Below are 16,657 nucleotides of genomic sequence, written 5' to 3'. Positions count from 1 at the left end.
TGCCGCTCTCTCCAAAACCTGGGCGCAGGCGCCCTTGGCGGACGCGCAGCAGACAGCTTTGCCCGGCACACGGCGAAGTGGCCGGGAATGCAAAAACCGTCATTCAAATCTGAAGCGGCACCCGAAGGGGCGCCGCCCGGTCATGCGACGCCGCGCCGGCCCGTCTGAGAGGCCGGCGCGGGTCCCTCCCGGATCAGGCGTTGCCCGACGTCTCGAAGTCCGTCGGCGAGGACGGAGCGGTCTCCGCAGCCTGAGCTGCATCGACCGGGCCGCCGATCCGCTCGGCGATCGGCGTCAGGTTCCGCAGCGAGGCGAGGTGCAGATAGACGAGCTCCATCTCGTCCGCCTGCATCAGCTCGGCGAGCTGCTCGGGCGACAGGGCCTTGAGGCGCTCGCGGTTGACCACACTGAAGCCCGACAGGGTCGAGCGCTGCCCGCTGCGCAGCGTGAATTGCGCCTGCATCGGCTCCAGCAGGCCGAACTCCTGCAGGCGCTTCACGAACAGCTTGGTGCGCTGGAACTGCACCTGGTAGGCCTGGAGGAAGCCCAGGACGCTCTGCAGGTACTGCGTGCGCTCGCCGTCGGCATCGAACAGGCGCTCGCCCCGGCCCTCGTCGTTGCAGCCGGAAAACTCCTCATCGACACAGAGCGTGAAGGTCGCGTCGGCCTCGTTGGCGTTGTCGCTGGAGAACACGAACGGGTAGCGGCGCAGGAAGGCCGGGACGTAGGTGCCGGCCCAGGTGCCGGAGTCGGAGACGTAGAGATTCTCGTTGTCGCGAATCCCGAGCAGTGCAACCGGGATGATCTCGTCTTCCGCACCGCCGAAGACGATGGTGTACTCGGCCGCAGCGTTCGGAAACTCGGCAACCATCAGCGGCACGGAGTTGACGCTGCGCGCGAACTCGAACGATGCACCTGCCTTGACTGACCACGCTCCATGACGCTGACGCGTCACCGGCACGGCACGCTCGTAGATGAGAAGCTGCTTACTCATTCCGACCCCACATTGCGGCGCTTGTGCGATTTCCGCATCTTCGCGCCCTGCTGCATATCAGTACCGCCCACCGTTGCAGAGGGACGGCTCCATATTTCTATTGATCCAGCGTCTCAGACCCCAATCCCCTCAGGTCGGCAGGGCCGGAGTCTCGACCAGGTTGACATAAGTGAAAGATGCGATCTTAGCCGCGGGAGCGCCGCAAGCAATCGTGATCGACTTCGTCGCGAATTTGTCGTTTGCCGGCGTAAAGTTCGTTGCGCCACCAAAGCTGGGATCGGAAATCTCGCGATCGGCACGAACAAGACCAGCATCGCGGCTGCAATGGCTCAATCAATTCGCGATCGATGACGAATTTTCGTCGCCCGCACGCCTCAATTTGTATTAAATTTGTTATTATTTTTAGAATTTACTGAAATTTTTCTCTGATTCACCTCGACTTCAATCTTTCACAGGCGGTGAGACCTCCGTCGCAGCCTACCTGACGGAACATTTTCTCCCCGCGGACGCATTGCGGATCATCGTCAGAGCCGTGCCGGAAGGTGACACCATGGTCAGAGCATTCAATACCGACGGAAGTCGCCCTTGAAACCGGAACCGACGACGTTAACTTCGCTCGCGCCTCAACCACGTCACGAAAGTTTGCAACCCATCCAGAAGATATGGCATCCCTCCGATGAAAAACCCAATCTTTCGAATCCGCTAATGATTGATTAATCCTTGTTGCAACGACTTTCTATTGAAACTTCGCGATGTCGGACGGAGGTTTGTGCTGTCTTCGCAGGCAACACCAGGATTTTCTGAAATCAAGAAAATATCTTCATACTTGTTTGGAACCCCACTTTCCTGTGACCTTCCTCCAGCGTTTGGATTATCTCACGACCGGACTGCCGCACGATATCGCGGTCGAGGTCTGGCGAGGCGTCGTCGGACCCCTGTTCGAACCGCGTGCCTTCCATCCCGATCAGCGCCGTCCGACGGGTTCCGCGAGCGGGGCCGTCATCGGCGACATCATGGTGGCACGAGTCGTATTCGGGGCGCAGAGCTATCGCCGCGACCGGGATCTCATCGCCCGCACGCCGGATCACATCCTCTTCCATCTCTACAATGTCGGCGGTTTCAGCGGCCGCATCAGCGGCCAGCAAACCACGATCTGGTCGTCGCAGGTCGCGATCATCGATCTCGCCCAGGAAGTCGAGACACTCGCGGCCTCATCGGACACGATCGCGCTCGTCGTCCCGCGGGCCTTGCTGCCAAGCCTTGCCGACAACCCGCTGCCGCCGCGGCTCGATGCGGGGCGCAACCGGCTTCTGGCCGCCCATCTGACCGCGCTGCGGGAACGCAGCACCCTCATCGACGAACCGGATGCCGAGGAGGTCGTGACGCAGACGCTCGATTTTCTGCGCGCGCTGCTCGATCCCTCCCGCGCCGAAGAGATCACGGAAACGCCGACGCTCGCCGCCAGTCATCTCGCGCTCGCCGAGCAGACGATCCGCACCCATCTCGCCTCGCCGGAGCTGTCGCCGGAGATGATCGCCCACGAGATCGGCGTGTCGCGCGCGACCCTCTACCGGATGTTCGCCCCCTATGGCGGCATCATGCGATCCGTGCAGGAGCGGCGCCTTCTGGCGGTCCGGGCCGCCCTCAGCGACCCGCTGGAAACCCGCCGCCTGTCGCGGCTCGCGACCGATTTCGGGTTTCGCAGCAAGGTTCATTTCAGCCGCAGCTTCCGCGCCCAGTTCGGCATCACGGCGAGCGAGTTCCGCGCCGAGCAGGTGGCCCTCGCCCAGAAGGACGCGCGAAGCGACCTCGACGTCCTGCACGACTGGTGGCCCCGGCTCGGGAACCGATAGGGCTAGCGGCACGACCTTATCGGGGTACGAGGGTCGCCCGTTTCAAGGTGTCATTTGCCGGCAAACCGGCATTCTGTCCTCAGAGACGCGGCACCACCGGTTCAAGCCGGAGACCGGCTCCAGGCCTGCCGCCGGGGGGCGGGCAACGGGTGCACGAGGTCGGCTTCGAGGCCGAATCTTTCGATGTAGGCCGTGTTGAGGCCCAGGCATTCGCGGGAGGTGCAGACCTCCCGATGGACGCATTGATAGAAGCCGTTGCGCCCGAACTCCCGCCAGAAATCCGGATCGATGTGCAGCTCGGGCTGGCCGTTGACGAGCGCGTCGCCGAGATCACCCAACAGACATTCGGGAAAGTTCTTCACCTCGACGGCGCGTCCGAGGGCGCGGGCCCGCAGCACCGCCTCGCGCAAGTAAGGCAGGACGTCGGCATGGCGCGCGACGAGGCCCTTCTCGTCGCGTTCGGACATCGGGAAATAGACCCAGAACTCCATCTGGGTCAGGCGCTCGAGATGCCCGAGCCGCGTGACGAGATCGGGCAACAGGCGGTAGCTGCGCTCGGTCACCACGGTGTTGGTGAGGGTCTCGACCCCCTCCATCGCGTCGAGGGTTTCCAGGCCGCGAAGGGCGCGCTCGAACGAGCCCGGCACCAGGGTGAGCGCGTCGTGGCTGGCCGCATCGCTGCCGGCTATGGAGACGAAGAACTCATCAATGCCGGCCTCGACCAGCCGGCGGCAGTAGCTCGGCTGGCCGAGATGCATGCCGTGGGTCTGAATGCGGACATGGGCGAAGCCGCTGGCCCGCGCCCGCCGGGCGAGTTCGGGCAGGTCGCGCCGCAGGGTGATCTCGGAGCCCGTCAGGATCAGGCCGGTCCAGCGCCGCTCGCGGGCGTTGAGCGCGAGGATCTCGTCGAAATGCGCGTCCGATTCCGGCGCGAGCCGGTCCATCGTGCCCTCGATCATGCAGTGGACGCATTTGAGGTTGCAGCGAAACTCCATCGTCAGGGAGACGTAGGCGGCGTGGTCGTAGCGTCCCATGGCGTCGTCTCAGCCCTTCAGAGCAGACCGTAATACGCGCTCTTCGTCACCGTCAGCCTGCCGTCGATCACCGCATAGTCGATCCCGACATCGAACAGCAGATGCGACAGGCGCCGCCGCTCCGACCGCACGAAGTCGCGGATGGCGGGTGGATAGGCCAGCCGGTCGAGGAAGGCGATGAGCCCGTCGATGCCGACGCGTGAGAAATAGATGCCGTCGCACAGGCGCTTGTTGGCCACGACCACGACGCCGCAGCGCATCAGTTCGGGCCACAGGATCGCGTCGAGATCGAGGCCGGGCAGGTCGAAATGGGCCGAGCAGGCGGCCTTGGCGGCAATCGCGTCGCGCTCGCGGGCGGCGTCGAAGAAGCTGTAGAGGTTGTCGAAGACGAGGCCGTCGGCGGTGAGGCCGTAGCTGAGGCCGGACGAAACGCTGCTGCCGGGATTGCCGACATAGATGTTGAGGCGCTCGAGGCCGTGCTCGCCCCGGGCCAGGGCGTCGTCGAGGTCGAGCGAAAACATGAAGTAGGGCCGCGCGCCCGCATAGCGCAGGCCGCAGGGCGCGAACGGCGCCAGGATCGCCAACACGCGCTCGATCGAGACCGTGCGGTCGAGCCGGGCGTAGTCGTAGAAGTAGAACTCCCAGGTGGTGACGCCGTCCCGGAGCTTGGCGCCCCAGACGCTGCGGCCGGGGCCGAGGCCGTCGCGCAGGGCGTCGCAGATTGCGAACAGCCGCGAGTCCGCGCCGGCGCAGGCCAGGGAGTGCCAGAGCAGGCTCGCCTGCCGCAGGCGTCCCGCCGTCGGCCCGACCGGCTCGTAATCCCACAGGCAGTAATCGGCGTAGCGGTCGCCCGGCGCGGACAGTTCGAGCCGTGCAGGGTCGAGGCCAGTCACGCGCCCGCCTTACCGGAATAGACCGTCACGAAGGGCTGTCCGTCGCGCCCGACGCCGCCGGCGACATGCCCCAGACTTTCCCGAAGCCGTTCACCCAGCACCGCCGCCGCGGCCTGGGGCGACGTGCCGAGATCCACGAAGGCTTGGCCGAGCAGCGGCTCCGCATCGGCCACGGTGAGGCCGCAGGCATAGAGGTTGAGGTCGTAGGACAGGCGCAGTCCCGGCTCCTCGCGGGCTTCGAGATAGTGGACGGCCCCGCGCCCCCGCTCCTGCGCCAGCCGCAGGAGCGCCTGTGCGGTGTCGCGCACGGAGGTGCCGGCCGCGCCCCAAGCGCCGGCGATCCGGGTCAGCCGCGCCCCGATCTCGTCGGGGCTGCGCACCCGCGGCCAGTGGTAGAGGGTGACGACGGGGGGATGGCCTCCCTCCGGCCTCCACTTGTAGGCGCGGTGGACCAGCATCGGCTCAGCCCCGGCCGCGTCCGCGGCGCTCCAGGCCGCATCGGTGCGCGACGACCATTCGACGTAGAGCTTGTAGAGCGCGCCCGACGGGCCGTCCTCGTAGCCGAGATGGAGGATGTCCGCATCCGCGATCAGGCCGGCGGCCTCGGCGCGCTCCCGCTCCGGCAATCCGAGCCTCGCGGCGAGTTCGTCGAGCGTCTTCCCCGGCGCCAGGCCGAGGCTGCTGCGGTGCAGGCTGACCAGGAAGCGCTCGGTCTGCAATCCCGCCGGGGACGCCTTCACCGAGCGCTCGTAGCCGAAGGGCTGGCCGAGGCCGGCGACCAGATCGGCGAGGCGCGCGCCCTCCGGCGTCCGGCGCAGGCTCGCCGGGCCGGACGGCACCTCCGCCGCCGCGACGCGGATCACGGGCGCGTCGGCGGGTGCCGGGCCGTGCAGCGCCTCGATCAGGCGGGCATGCGGCGCCATGGCCTGCGCGACCCCGCCCGATTGCGCGCGGATGCTGGCGAGAAGCCGCGCGACCTCGCGGCCATCGGCGACATCGACCGGGGCGAAGGGCCGGCGGGGCAGGAAGTCGGCTCCGGAGAACAGCAGGTAGTGGTCCCCCTCCCCGAACAAAACCTCCTCGCTCGGCGCGACATGACCGGCCAGCTCGTAGAGGTCGAGGCGGTCGGCGAGCCGGTCCGGGATCGTCACGGCGCGGGCATTCGCCCAGAACCGGTCCGGGCGCCGGCCGAGGACGTAATGCGCGGCCACCGCCTCGGCGGCATCGTCGTGGAAGCGGTTCAGCCGCGCGTTGTAGGCGCGGCGGAGCACGTCGCCCCCCTCCCCCTGCCGCGGCAGGTAGGCGAGGAACGCCTCCAGTCCGGCCAGGACGAGATCGAGATCGAAGCCGACGAGGGGTTCGACGGCTCCGGCCGCGGCGCCGAGGGCGACGACGTTGCGCTGCCACGGCGCGGCGCGGCGACCGTATCGCAGCTCCGCATGCGCGAGACCGCCCTCGCCGTCGAAGGCGCGGTGCAGGATCTCCGCCGCGGCGTCCGGCGACGTGGCCCGGCTGTCGTAGACGAAGTGGTGCTCGGTGCGGTCGGCCAGCGGCAGCGACGCCGTCCATCCCTCCGCCCGGCCGCGATAGGCGGTGAAGGGCGGCGGCTCCGGCGAGCGCGGCAGGGACAGGCGGGCCAGGCGGTCGCCGGGGCCGCTGCCGGCGATCCAGGCCTCGCCGAGGGCGGTGCCGATGAGCTGCGATGCCGCGCCGGTACAATCGAGGAAGATGTCGCCCTCGACCTTCTGCCCTCCGTCGAGGACGAGGGCGGCGACATCGCCGTAGAGATCGCGCTCGATCCCGCCGACGCGGCCGGTCACCGCGCGCACGCCCTCGGAGAGCGCCAACTCGCGCAGGAAACGGACGAGGGCGGCCCTGTCGAGGTGATAGCCGTACTCGCCGGACTCGGTGAGCGAGGAAGGCGCCGCGTCAGGGCGGGGGCCGCGTCCGGCGGCCGCCATCAGCGCCTGAGGCGCGTAGTCCGAATAGCTCCCGGCCTCCTCCTCGGCGCCCGCGCCGCGAAGCTTCATCCAGTAATGAAACAGGTCGCGGCCGGCGATCCGCGGGCCGCAGGCGCCGAAGGGGTGCCAGTGCCCCTCCCCTTGGACGAACCAGTCGTCGTAGCGGCTGGSGAGCCGATAGGTCGCCGCACAGCGGCGCATGACAATCGCCTCGTCGATGTCGAACCCGTTGAGGAAACGGGTGAAGGACGGGCGCGTCGCCAGGGCGACGGATATGCCCGTTGCCGGGGCCGTCCCGACGAGGGTCACGGTCCAGCCGGCCCGGCGCAGGACGCGCTTGAGATAGAAGGCCGCCAGCCAGCCGGCGGGACCGCCGCCGGCAATAACCAAGCGCGGAGGCGCGGAGCGTTCGGACCTGAACATCGGGTTGTCGGCTCCGCAGGCGTCGCCCCTCACGCCGTCGGCGCGGCTGCGAGGGTGGCGTGGAAGGTGGAATCGAGGGTGGATACGATGGCCGCGAGGTGCTCGGCGAGCGTGCCGGCGCCGAGGATCTGGTCGGCCGCAGGCCTCACCCGTTTGCGCTGGAGCGCATAAGTCGGATGAAGCAGGGTTTCGTAGCGGCCGAGATAGGCATCGAGCGCGGCGAGGAATCCGGCGGCGGCGGGGGGATCGCGCCGCGCTTCCCCAGTGAAGCTGCGCAGCTTGCGCGCCAGCGCGACGTCCAGGGGCAGATCGAGCCAGACCAGATGGTCGATCTGCGCCCCCGTGCCGGGATGGGCCCGGCCGAGCAGGGTGTCGAGAACGATCACGGGCCGCGCCGCGCGCCGCGACAGGCGCAGCGTGCCGCCGCGCTCCCGATCCGGCACCGGCTCGCCGCGCCGCAGCCGGGCCAGATCCTCGGTGAGCCCCGGCACCGGCACCGCGTCGAGGGGCGCGCCATCCGCGAGCCAGGCCGACACCCGCTCCGGCGGCCAGCCGGTGATTTCCTCGTAGGCGTCGTAGGCGAGCACGGGCGCGCCGCCGAAACGCTCCGACAGGGCGTGGGACAGGGTGGTCTTGCCGCTGCCCGGTGGTCCGCTGACGGCGAGCACAAAGGGCGTGCTCACCGCGCACCGCCGGGCTTGCGCGCCTCGATCAGGTGGAACGGCGTCTCCAGCGCGAGGCTGCGGACGCGGCCATCGACGAAGCCGAGAGCCGCCAGCGCCTCGGCATAGAAGTCGGCCTCGTGGAAGAAGGGCTGGAACACGAGGTCGGCGGATTGGACGTATCCGGGCGCGCGCTCGTGCAGGCGCATCGGAGCCCGCTCGTAGATCACGAGGCGACCGCCCGGCGTCAGGGCATGACCGGCGCGCTCAAGCAGGGCACGGGCTTCCTCCGCCGGCCAATCATGCAAGACCGACTTGAAGGTGATGAGGTCGTGCCCCTCGGGCAGGGGATCGCGCCGCATGTCGCCGGCCTGGAACGTGACGCGGGCGCCCTCGGCCCGGTCCGCGAGGTTCTCGCGGCCGAGCGCGCAGACCACGGGCAGGTCGAACACCGTCGCGGACAGGGCCCGGGCGCGGCGGCAGGCCTGGGCGGCGAACTCGCCGCTATTGCCACCGAGATCGAGCAGGCGACGGTGCCGGCCGGGCTCGATCCGGTCGAGGCACGGCCCGGCCTCGTAACGGGTCAGGCAGGTGGTGTAGGCGACCCAGCGCCGGGTGGCGTCGAGATTCTCCGGGGTGATCTCGAAGCAGCGGTCGTAGCGGAACAGCTCGAAGGTGCGCGAGGCCGCCATGAAGGCGGGAAGGTCGGCGACGAAGGCGGGGAAATGCCGGCGCAGATCCTCGGACGCGGCGGCGGCGAAGGCGAGCTTCGCCTCGATGAGGTCGCGGCAGGGCAACACGGCGCGAAACGCCGCGCTCAGGGCGATCCGGCCCGGTGCGGGCTCGGCCGCGATGCCGGCGCCGACGAGGAGGCCGATCAGGCAGGCAGAGCGCGGCGGATCGAGGCGGAACGCGTCGGCGAGTGCCGCCGCCGCCACGTCCGAACGGCGGGCGAGACGGTCGATCAGACCGGAGGCGAGGGCGAAGGTGAGCGCCTGCGCGGCCGCCTCGCTCTCGAGGAAATGGTCCACGAACGGGAAATCCGGCCCCGGCACCTCCGGCGTAGGCCGTCCCTCGGCCGGCATCAGCATGAAGCCGAGCACATGCCGCGGAGAGACATCCAATTACAGCTCGGGGGTGAAGGAAGCCTTGAATTGAGACGCTGGGTCAACTCAATCTTCTTCGCGGCCATCGCCAACGCCACATTCCATTCGTGATCGAATCGCATAACCCGTGCAATAGCTCCTATCGCCCTGTGTGCCATAAATGCAAGGCGACTTGGTTTCGCTGGGTTCGCAAGGCAAGCCGTCGTTCAACGACGGCTTTATTCGTGCAATGTCTTGACGAGGACTTGGGCTTCGCGCTCCAGCCTGGCATCGGCCCGGCGGTGATGGCAAGGAGCCCAAGGTTACGTCGCGCGGTGATGCGCGCAGATGAGGGAGCAGTCGTGAGCGAGAGCAGCAAGCCCGGTACCGCCGATCAGGTGCGTGCGATCGAATGGCGTGAAGACAGCATGTCGACACAGTTCGCCAACGTCGTGAACGTGCAGGGCACCCGCGAGCAGGTGGATCTGTTCTTCGGCACCAACCGGACCTGGAACCTCGCCGAGACCGAGAGCGTGGTGGTCGATCTCTCGAACCGGGTGATCCTCACGCCGCTCGCGGCCAAGCGCCTCCACTCCGTCCTCGGCGGCGTGCTGACCGAGTACGAGAACCGGCACGGGCGCCTCGACCTCGACGCCTAACCATCCGGCTCCACCGCCGCGCCGAACGGCGGGGCGGTGCGGCCCTTCTCCAGCAAGACCCTGAGCGCCGTCATTCAAGGAATCCCGGGGCCATGAGCGAGCGTTTGGCGGTGGAGGGCTTGTCCGCAGCGAGCCCGGCCGCGCGCCTCTCCCTGCTGGAGCCGGCCCTGTGGCAGGTGCTCCGGACCTCCCAGACGCTTCAGGCGGCGGCGGAAGCGTGGCTCACGCTCCAGGCGCCGATGCTCGGCGCCCCGCGGGCCTGCGTCCTGCTTCCGGGCACGTCGGTGGGGCTCGCCCCGCTCGCCGTCTTCCCGGCCCAGTCCGAGTGCGAGGTCGGCCTGCGCGAGACCGCCGAGGCCGCCTTTCGCGAGAACCGCCCGGTCGTTCAGGCGATGGCGGAGGCCGGGCCGCATCCGGGCGCCGCGCCGCAGGGGTCGGGCGCGTGGGTCGCGCTGCCGCTGGTTCTGGACGATGCGTGTTTCGCCGTCACCGCCTTCGCCCTCGACAGCCTCGACAAGGACGAGCTGCGCGGCGCGATCCGTCAGGTGCAGTGGGGCAGCGCGTGGCTCGTCGCCAAGCAGGCCGAATTGGTCGGGCGGGGCGAGCGCCGGACGCTGGCCCGCTCGCGCTCCGTCCTCGACCTGCTCGCCGGGGTGCTGGAGCAGTCGCGCTTCTCCGCCGCCTGCACCGCCGCGGTGACGGACCTCGCCATCGCCTTTTCCTGCCAGCGCGCGGCGATCGGCTTCACGCGGCGCGGAAGCGCCCGGATCACCGCGATCTCGCACTCGGCGCAGTTCGGCCGCGAGATGAACCTCGTGCGGCGCCTCGGCGCCTGCATGAACGAGGCGATCGACCAGCGCAGCCTGATCCTGTTCCCGCCGCCCGAGAACGAGGCCACCGTCACCACGGCGCATGCCGACCTCGCCCGCCTGCAATATGGCGGCCGGGTGCTGACCGTGCCGATGCTCGTCGATGACCGCTTCGTCGGCGCCATCACCCTGGAGCGGCCCGCCGACCAGCCGTTCAGCCTGGAGACGGTGGAGCAGGTGAGCGCCTGCGCCGCCGCCATCGGCCCGGTGCTGGAAGACAAGCGGCAGAACGACCGCTGGCTGGTGCTGAAGGCCACCGACGCGGTGATGAACGGCGCGCGGCTGATTTTCGGCCCGAACCATACCGGGCTCAAGCTCGGCCTTGCCGCGGTGCTGGCCGTGGTCCTGGCGCTCTCGGTGATCCAGATCGATTACCGCGTGACCGCCGATGCCCGCGTCGAGGGCCTCGTACGCCGCTCCGTCGTGGCCTCCTATGACGGCTACCTGAAGACCGCCGGGCACCGCGCCGGCGACACGGTGCGCAAGGGCGACCTCCTCGCCGCCCTGGAAGACCGCGATCTCGCCCTGGAGCGCCTGCGCTGGGTCACCGAGCGCCAGCAGCGGACCTACGAGTACGACAAGGCGCTCGCCACCCGGCAGCCCGCCACGATCAACGTGGTCAAGAGCCAGATCGATCAGGCCGACGCGCAGATCCGCCTGCTCGACGAGCAGATCGCCCGCTCGAAATTCACCGCGCCCTTCGACGGCTTGATCGTCTCCGGCGACCTCTCGCAATCCATCGGCGGCGCCATCAGCCGCGGACAGGTGCTGTTCGAGATCGCCCCGCTGGACAGCTACCGCGTCGTGCTCAGCGTGGACGAGCGCCTGATCGCCGACCTGCGCGAGGGCCAGACCGGGCACGTGCTCGCGACCTCCCTGCCCGACCAGCCGCAAGTCCTGACGATCCAGACCATCACCCCCGTGGCCGAGGCCAAGAACGGCCGCAACCTGTTCCGGGTCGAGGGCCGGATCGAGGACGGGGCCACCCGGCTGCGGCCGGGCATGGAGGGCATCGCCAAGGTCGATGTCGATCGGCGGCTGCTCGCCTGGGTCTGGGCCCGGCCGATCGTCGATTGGGTGCGCCTCGCCCTCTGGCACTGGTGGCCGTGAGGGGTTGAGGCATGTCCCAGTCCCTGTTCAGCCAATCGTGGTACCGCGTCGCGGCCTTGCGCCCGCGCCTGCGCCGCCACGCCGAGATCCACCGGCAGAGCTTTCGCGGCGAGGTCTGGTACGTCCTTCAGGATCACCAGACCGGGCGCTTCCACCGCCTCTCGCCCGCCGCCAACCTGATCCTGTGCATGATGGACGGGCGCCGCACCCTGCAGGAGGTGTGGGAGGCGGCCGCGCGCCGCAACGAGGATGACCCGCCGACCCAGGACGACACGATCCGCCTGATCTCGCAGCTCCACGGCTCGGACCTGCTCCAGGGCGCCCTGCCGCCGGATCTCGCCGAACTCGCCGAGCGCTCGGAATCGACCGCGCGCCGCACCCTGATCGCCCGGGTGAAGAACCCGCTGGCCCTGCGCTTCCCGCTCTTCGACCCCGACCCGCTGCTCGACCGGCTCGCGCCGTATTTCCGGCCGATCTTCTCGGTCTGGGGGCTCTTGGTCTGGCTCGCGGTGGTGATCTCCGGCCTCGTCGTGGCCGGGCTGCATGCGGGCGAGCTGACGGGCGACGTGGCGGGCCAGATGCTCTCGGCGCAGAACGTCGCGCTGATGATGTGCCTCTACCCCGTCATCAAGGCACTGCACGAGGCGGGGCATGCCTGCGCTGCCAAGGCCTGGGGCGGCGAAGTGCACGAGGTCGGCGTCATGCTGCTCGTGCTGTTCCCGGCGCCCTATGTCGATGCCTCGACCTCCGCCGCCTTCCCCAGCAAGTGGCAGCGGATGATGGTGGCGGCGGCCGGCATCTTCGTCGAGCTGTTCCTGGCGGGCCTCGCCGCCCTCGTCTGGGCCACGGCGGAGCCGGGCCTCGTGCGGGCGGCGGCCTTCAACGTGATGGTGATCGGCAGCGTCTCGACGCTGCTGTTCAACGGCAACCCGCTGCTGCGCTTCGACGGCTACTACATCTTCGCCGACCTGATCGAGATCCCGAATCTCGGCTCGCGGGCCAACCGCTACGTCTTCTACCTGATCGAGCGCTACGCCCTGAAGATCGAGGGCGCGAAGAGTCCGGTCACCGCGGATGGCGAGCGGCCCTGGCTGTTCGTCTACGCGGTGGCCGCCTTCATCTACCGCACCACCGTCTCGATCGCGATCGCGAGCTTCATCGCCACGCAGTACTTCGTGTTCGGCGTGCTGCTGGCCGGGCTCGCGCTGTTCGGCACCGTGGTCTCGCCCCTCGTGAAGGGCCTCAAATTCATCCTCACCGATCCGAAGCTGAACCGGCGCCGGAGCCGGGCCGTGACCCTCACGAGCGCCGCGACGGGTGCGGTGCTGGCCCTGCTGTTCGTGGTGCCCCTGCCCTATACGACGATGGCACAGGGCGTCGTCTGGGCGCCCGACGACACGCAGATCCGCACCAAGACCGATGGCATCCTGACCACGCTGCTGGTGGAGCCCGGCCGCGATGCGCAGGCCGGCGAGGCCCTTGCGACGCTCGAAGACCCGAGCCTCGACAGCCGCGTCGCGGTGCTGGAGGCGCAGCTCGTCGAACTGCGCCTGCGCTACGACGCCGCCCGGCTCGGCGACCGGGTGCAGGCACAGATTCTCAACGAGCAGATCGCCAGCACGCAGGAGATCCTGCGGGTCTACCGCGAGCGGCAGGCCGGCCTCACCGTGCGGGCGTCCCAGGCCGGCCGGCTGATCGTGCCGGGCGCCGTCGATCTGCCGGGGCGGTATCTCCGCCGGGGCGAGCGCATCGGCTACGTGCTCACCGCCGACGACCCCGTGGTGCGGGTTGTGGTGCCGCAGACGGATGTGGACCTGATCCGCAACCGGACGCAGGGTGTCGCCGCGCGGCTGGCCGAGAAGCCGGAGGAGGTGCGCGCCGGCTCGATCCTGCGGGAGGTGCCGGGGGCGCAGCAGGAAATCCCGAGCATGGCCCTCGCGACGCAGGGCGGCGGCATCATCGCGGTGGATGCCAGCAACCCGCAGAAGCCGGTGGCGCTCCAGAGCATCTTCGTCTTCGACGTCCAGCTTGCCGGCGGCCTCCCCTTCAACGTGCTCGGCGAGCGGGTCTATATCCGGTTCGATCACGGCGCCGAGCCGATCGCGTGGCGCGCCTTGCGCAGCCTGCGACAGGTCTTCCTGAGCCAGTTCCGTGTCTGACCCGCTCGCCCTTTCCGCCGGCTCGGCGCCCGGAGCCGCCTTCCGCGTGCCGCCGGCCCGCGCCTATTCCGAGCGCAAGCCGCTCAAGGCGAGCCGGCTCGATCAGGCCGCCGCGCGGGTGATCGGCCGCGTGCGGGTCGGGCTCGCGGGCTGGGCCGCCCGCCGCTACGCGCGGATCGCCCGCGCCGCCCTGGCGCAGGCCGACGACATCGCCGAGCTGTCCGAAGAGGCTCTGCAATTCCGCATCCAGGCGATCCGGGGGGCTCTGCGTGCCCGGAAAACTTTTCGCGATGCCGATATCGCGGAAGCCTTCGCGCTGATCCGCGAGATGTCGGGACGGGTGAAGGGGCAGCGCCATTACGGCGTGCAGATGATGGGTGCCGCCGCCATCCTCGACGGGCGCGTCGCCCAGATGGCCACCGGCGAGGGCAAGACCCTCACGGCGACGCTGGCCGCAGGCGCGGCGGCGCTGGCCGGACTTCCCGTCCACGTCGTCACGGTCAACGACTACCTCGCCGAGCGCGACGCCGAGGAGATGCGCCCGCTCTACGCCGCGCTGGGGCTCACCGTCGGCGTCATCAAGGAGAAGCAGGAGCAGCCGGAGCGGGCGCAGGCCTATGGTTGCCACATCACCTATTGCACCAACAAGGATCTGGCCTTCGACTACCTGCGCGACCGCATCGCGCTGGGCCAGCGCGCCAGCGACGTGCGCCTCAAGCTCGAGAGCCTGCATACGAGCGCGAGCCGGCTCGCCCAGCTCCGCCTGCGCGGCCTGCACTTCGCCATCGTCGACGAGGCCGACAGCGTGCTGATCGACGAGGCGCGCACGCCGCTCATCATCTCCGCCCCGGCCGGCTCACAGTTCGGCACGGAGGTGCTCGCCCGCGCCATGGAGATCGCCGCGGCGCTGAAGAGCCCCGAGGATTATTTGATCGAGGCGGCCGAGCACCGGATCATCCTCACCGATGCCGGCCGCGAGCGGATCACGGGTCTCGCCGCGAGCGACGGGCGCGGCGAGGCCTCGGCCTGGCGCGGGCGCGTCACCCGCGAGGGGCTGGTGCGCCAGGCGCTCTCGGCGCTGCACCTGTTCCACCGGGACGAGCACTACATCCTGCGCGACGGGAAGGTGGTGATCGTCGATGCCAATACCGGCCGGGTGATGCCGGATCGGAGCTGGAGCGACGGGTTGCACCAGATGGTCGAGCACAAGGAGGGCTGCGACCTCTCCGGCGCCCGCTCGACGCTGGCCCGCATGACCTACCAGCGCTTCTTCCGCCGTTATCCCCGGCTCGCCGGCATGACCGGCACGACCCGCGGCGTCGCTGCCGAATTCTGGACCGTCTACCGCCTGCCGGTGGTGCGCATCCCGACGCACCGGCCGGTGCAGCGGCGCCACCTCCCCGACGAGGTGCTGCCCGACGAGGCGGCGAAGTGGCGGCGGGTGACGGCGCGCATCGCCGAACTCCATGCGCGCGGCTGCCCCGTCCTCGTCGGCACCCGCTCGGTGGCGGCCTCCGCGCGGGCGAGCACCTATCTGACCGGCGCCGGACTGCCGCACACGGTGCTCAGCGCCGCCCAGGACGGCCAGGAGGCGGCCATCGTGGCGCAGGCGGGGCAACGCGGCCGCATCACGGTGGCGACGAACATGGCCGGGCGCGGCACCGACATCAAACTCGGCCCCGGCGTGGCCGAACTCGGCGGCCTGCACGTCATCATGGTCGAGCGCCAGGACGCGCAGCGCATCGACGACCAACTCGCCGGCCGCAGCGGGCGCCAGGGCGAGCCGGGCTGCTTCCAGGCGATCCTCTCCCTCGACGACCCGCTGCTGGATGGCAGCGTCATCAGCCGCGGGCTCGCCCGCCGCATCATGGCGCTGCTCGGCCCCGATCGGGGCCGGGCCTTCGGCGCGCGCCTGCTGCGCCATGCGCAGTTGCGCACCGAGCGGCTGCACGGGCGCATGCGCGCCGACCTGCTGCATTCCGACCAGATGCAGGACCGTATTCTGGCTTTTGCCGGCCATGCCGAGTGAGGACTGTTTCGCGATGACCCTTCTGGCTGGAACGCGGCCCGCCCGGATCTGCGCGGCGCTCGCCGCCCTCGTCCTCTCCGCCTGCGCAGCGCGCGCCCAGGACACCCGCGTCGATTGCGTGGTGGAGCCGGCGCAGAAACTGAAGATCGGTTCGGCCACGCTCGGCATCCTCAAGAGCGTGCCGGTCAATCGCGGCGACACGGTCAAGGCCGGCGACATCATCGCCCGGCTCGATTCGAGTGTGGAGGAGGCCAACGTCGCCCTGTCGCGGGCGCAGGCGGAATCGACCGCCGGCATCGAGGCGCAGCAGACCCGCGTCGAACTCTACAAGCGCCGCCTCGAACGCCAGAACCAGCTCTCGAAGGGCATCGTCACCCAGGAGAAGCTCGATCAGGTCGAGGCCGATTACGAGATCGGCCGACGCGACCTCCAGACCGAGATCCTCAAGCACAAGCTCAACGGCATCGAACTCCAGCGCGCCGAGGCGCAGCTCGAATTGCGGATGATTCGCAGCCCGATCCGCGGCACCGTGACCGAGCGGCTGATGTCGGCCGGCGAATTCGTGCGCCAGGACAGCGCGATCTTCACCCTCGTCCAGCTCGATCCGCTCTATGTCGAGGCCTACCTGCCGGTCTCCCGCTGGAAGGAGATCGCGCTCGGCATGCCGGCGACCGTCATGCTCGACCAGCCGATCGGCGGCGCTTACGAGGCCAAGGTCAGCGTGGTCGATCAGGTGTTCGACGCAGCGAGCGGCACCTTCGGCGTGCGCCTCGAACTGCCGAACCCGGATTTCAAGCTGCCCGGCGGCCAGCGCTGCAAGGTCGGCTTCCCGCTTCCCCCCGCCGGCCCGCTCGCGACCGCCCTGCCCCCCGACGCCAAGTAGCCTGCGAATCGGGGACCGGGCACCCGGCGCGATGGACCTTTGC

At 69.5% G+C, this 16,657-nt stretch carries 13 protein-coding genes; 6 read left to right on the top strand and 7 right to left on the bottom strand.

All coding sequences use genetic code 11. The features are described 5' to 3' along the window. Window positions 1-193: 193 nt before the first annotated feature. Both ASF53_RS01065 and ASF53_RS25490 read right to left on the bottom strand, forming a co-directional pair. Complete coding sequence (locus tag ASF53_RS01065; RefSeq protein WP_056192503.1) at window positions 194-994, bottom strand: SapC family protein; 801 nt, start codon at window positions 992-994, stop codon at window positions 194-196. Between the two features lie 129 nt (window positions 995-1,123). Further along, window positions 1,124-1,327 carry a hypothetical protein gene (locus ASF53_RS25490; protein WP_156635314.1) on the bottom strand — a complete coding sequence of 68 codons (204 nt, stop codon included), beginning with the start codon at window positions 1,325-1,327 and terminating at the stop codon, window positions 1,124-1,126. A gap of 515 nt (window positions 1,328-1,842) precedes the next feature. Between ASF53_RS25490 and ASF53_RS01060 the strand changes: the two genes are divergently transcribed. After that, window positions 1,843-2,847: a helix-turn-helix domain-containing protein gene (locus tag ASF53_RS01060; RefSeq protein ID WP_286134033.1), complete on the top strand. Its 1,005-nt coding sequence runs from the start codon at window positions 1,843-1,845 to the stop codon at window positions 2,845-2,847. Window positions 2,848-2,948: 101 nt separating this feature from the next. Here the strand turns inward: ASF53_RS01060 and ASF53_RS01055 are convergent, their stop codons facing one another. The 5 genes from ASF53_RS01055 to ASF53_RS01035 are packed head-to-tail and all read right to left on the bottom strand — an operon-like array spanning window position 2,949 to window position 8,944. Beyond that, the gene (locus ASF53_RS01055; RefSeq protein WP_056192500.1) at window positions 2,949-3,881 is read right to left on the bottom strand and encodes a radical SAM protein; all 933 of its coding nucleotides are present in this window, start codon (window positions 3,879-3,881) and stop codon (window positions 2,949-2,951) included. A gap of 17 nt (window positions 3,882-3,898) precedes the next feature. Next, window positions 3,899-4,774: a hypothetical protein gene (locus ASF53_RS01050; RefSeq protein ID WP_056192498.1), complete on the bottom strand. Its 876-nt coding sequence runs from the start codon at window positions 4,772-4,774 to the stop codon at window positions 3,899-3,901. Continuing rightward, the gene (locus ASF53_RS01045; RefSeq protein ID WP_056192495.1) at window positions 4,771-7,158 is read right to left on the bottom strand and encodes a tryptophan 7-halogenase; all 2,388 of its coding nucleotides are present in this window, start codon (window positions 7,156-7,158) and stop codon (window positions 4,771-4,773) included. The genes ASF53_RS01050 and ASF53_RS01045 overlap by 4 nt, the downstream gene beginning before the upstream one ends. Window positions 7,159-7,187: 29 nt before the next feature. Then, window positions 7,188-7,841 carry a nucleoside/nucleotide kinase family protein gene (locus tag ASF53_RS01040; RefSeq protein WP_056192492.1) on the bottom strand — a complete coding sequence of 218 codons (654 nt, stop codon included), beginning with the start codon at window positions 7,839-7,841 and terminating at the stop codon, window positions 7,188-7,190. Further along, on the bottom strand, window positions 7,838-8,944 hold the full coding sequence (locus ASF53_RS01035; RefSeq protein WP_286134032.1) for a methyltransferase: 1,107 nt from the start codon (window positions 8,942-8,944) through the stop codon (window positions 7,838-7,840). Before ASF53_RS01035 ends, ASF53_RS01040 begins: the two co-directional genes overlap by 4 nt. 323 nt (window positions 8,945-9,267) lie before the next feature. Here ASF53_RS01035 and ASF53_RS01030 point away from each other — a divergent pair, with 323 nt between their 5' ends. From ASF53_RS01030 to ASF53_RS01010, 5 genes are all read left to right on the top strand, one after another. After that, entirely contained in the window at window positions 9,268-9,564 is a 297-nt protein-coding gene (locus ASF53_RS01030; RefSeq protein ID WP_056192489.1) for a DUF3467 domain-containing protein, read from the top strand. 92 nt (window positions 9,565-9,656) lie between these two features. Next, on the top strand, window positions 9,657-11,543 hold the full coding sequence (locus ASF53_RS01025) for an efflux RND transporter periplasmic adaptor subunit (RefSeq protein WP_056192485.1): 1,887 nt from the start codon (window positions 9,657-9,659) through the stop codon (window positions 11,541-11,543). 11 nt (window positions 11,544-11,554) lie between these two features. Next, window positions 11,555-13,702, top strand: coding sequence for a PqqD family peptide modification chaperone (locus tag ASF53_RS01020; RefSeq protein ID WP_056192483.1), 2,148 nt, complete (start codon window positions 11,555-11,557; stop codon window positions 13,700-13,702). Then, complete coding sequence (locus ASF53_RS01015; protein ID WP_056192480.1) at window positions 13,695-15,731, top strand: preprotein translocase subunit SecA; 2,037 nt, start codon at window positions 13,695-13,697, stop codon at window positions 15,729-15,731. Before ASF53_RS01020 ends, ASF53_RS01015 begins: the two co-directional genes overlap by 8 nt. Before the next feature lie 13 nt (window positions 15,732-15,744). Then, window positions 15,745-16,614 carry an efflux RND transporter periplasmic adaptor subunit gene (locus ASF53_RS01010; RefSeq protein ID WP_056193790.1) on the top strand — a complete coding sequence of 290 codons (870 nt, stop codon included), beginning with the start codon at window positions 15,745-15,747 and terminating at the stop codon, window positions 16,612-16,614. Window positions 16,615-16,657 lie beyond the last annotated feature (43 nt).

This window comes from Methylobacterium sp. Leaf123, assembly GCF_001423405.1.
Lineage (GTDB): Bacteria > Pseudomonadota > Alphaproteobacteria > Rhizobiales > Beijerinckiaceae > Methylobacterium.
This window is presented reverse-complemented; position numbering and strand designations above follow the sequence as displayed.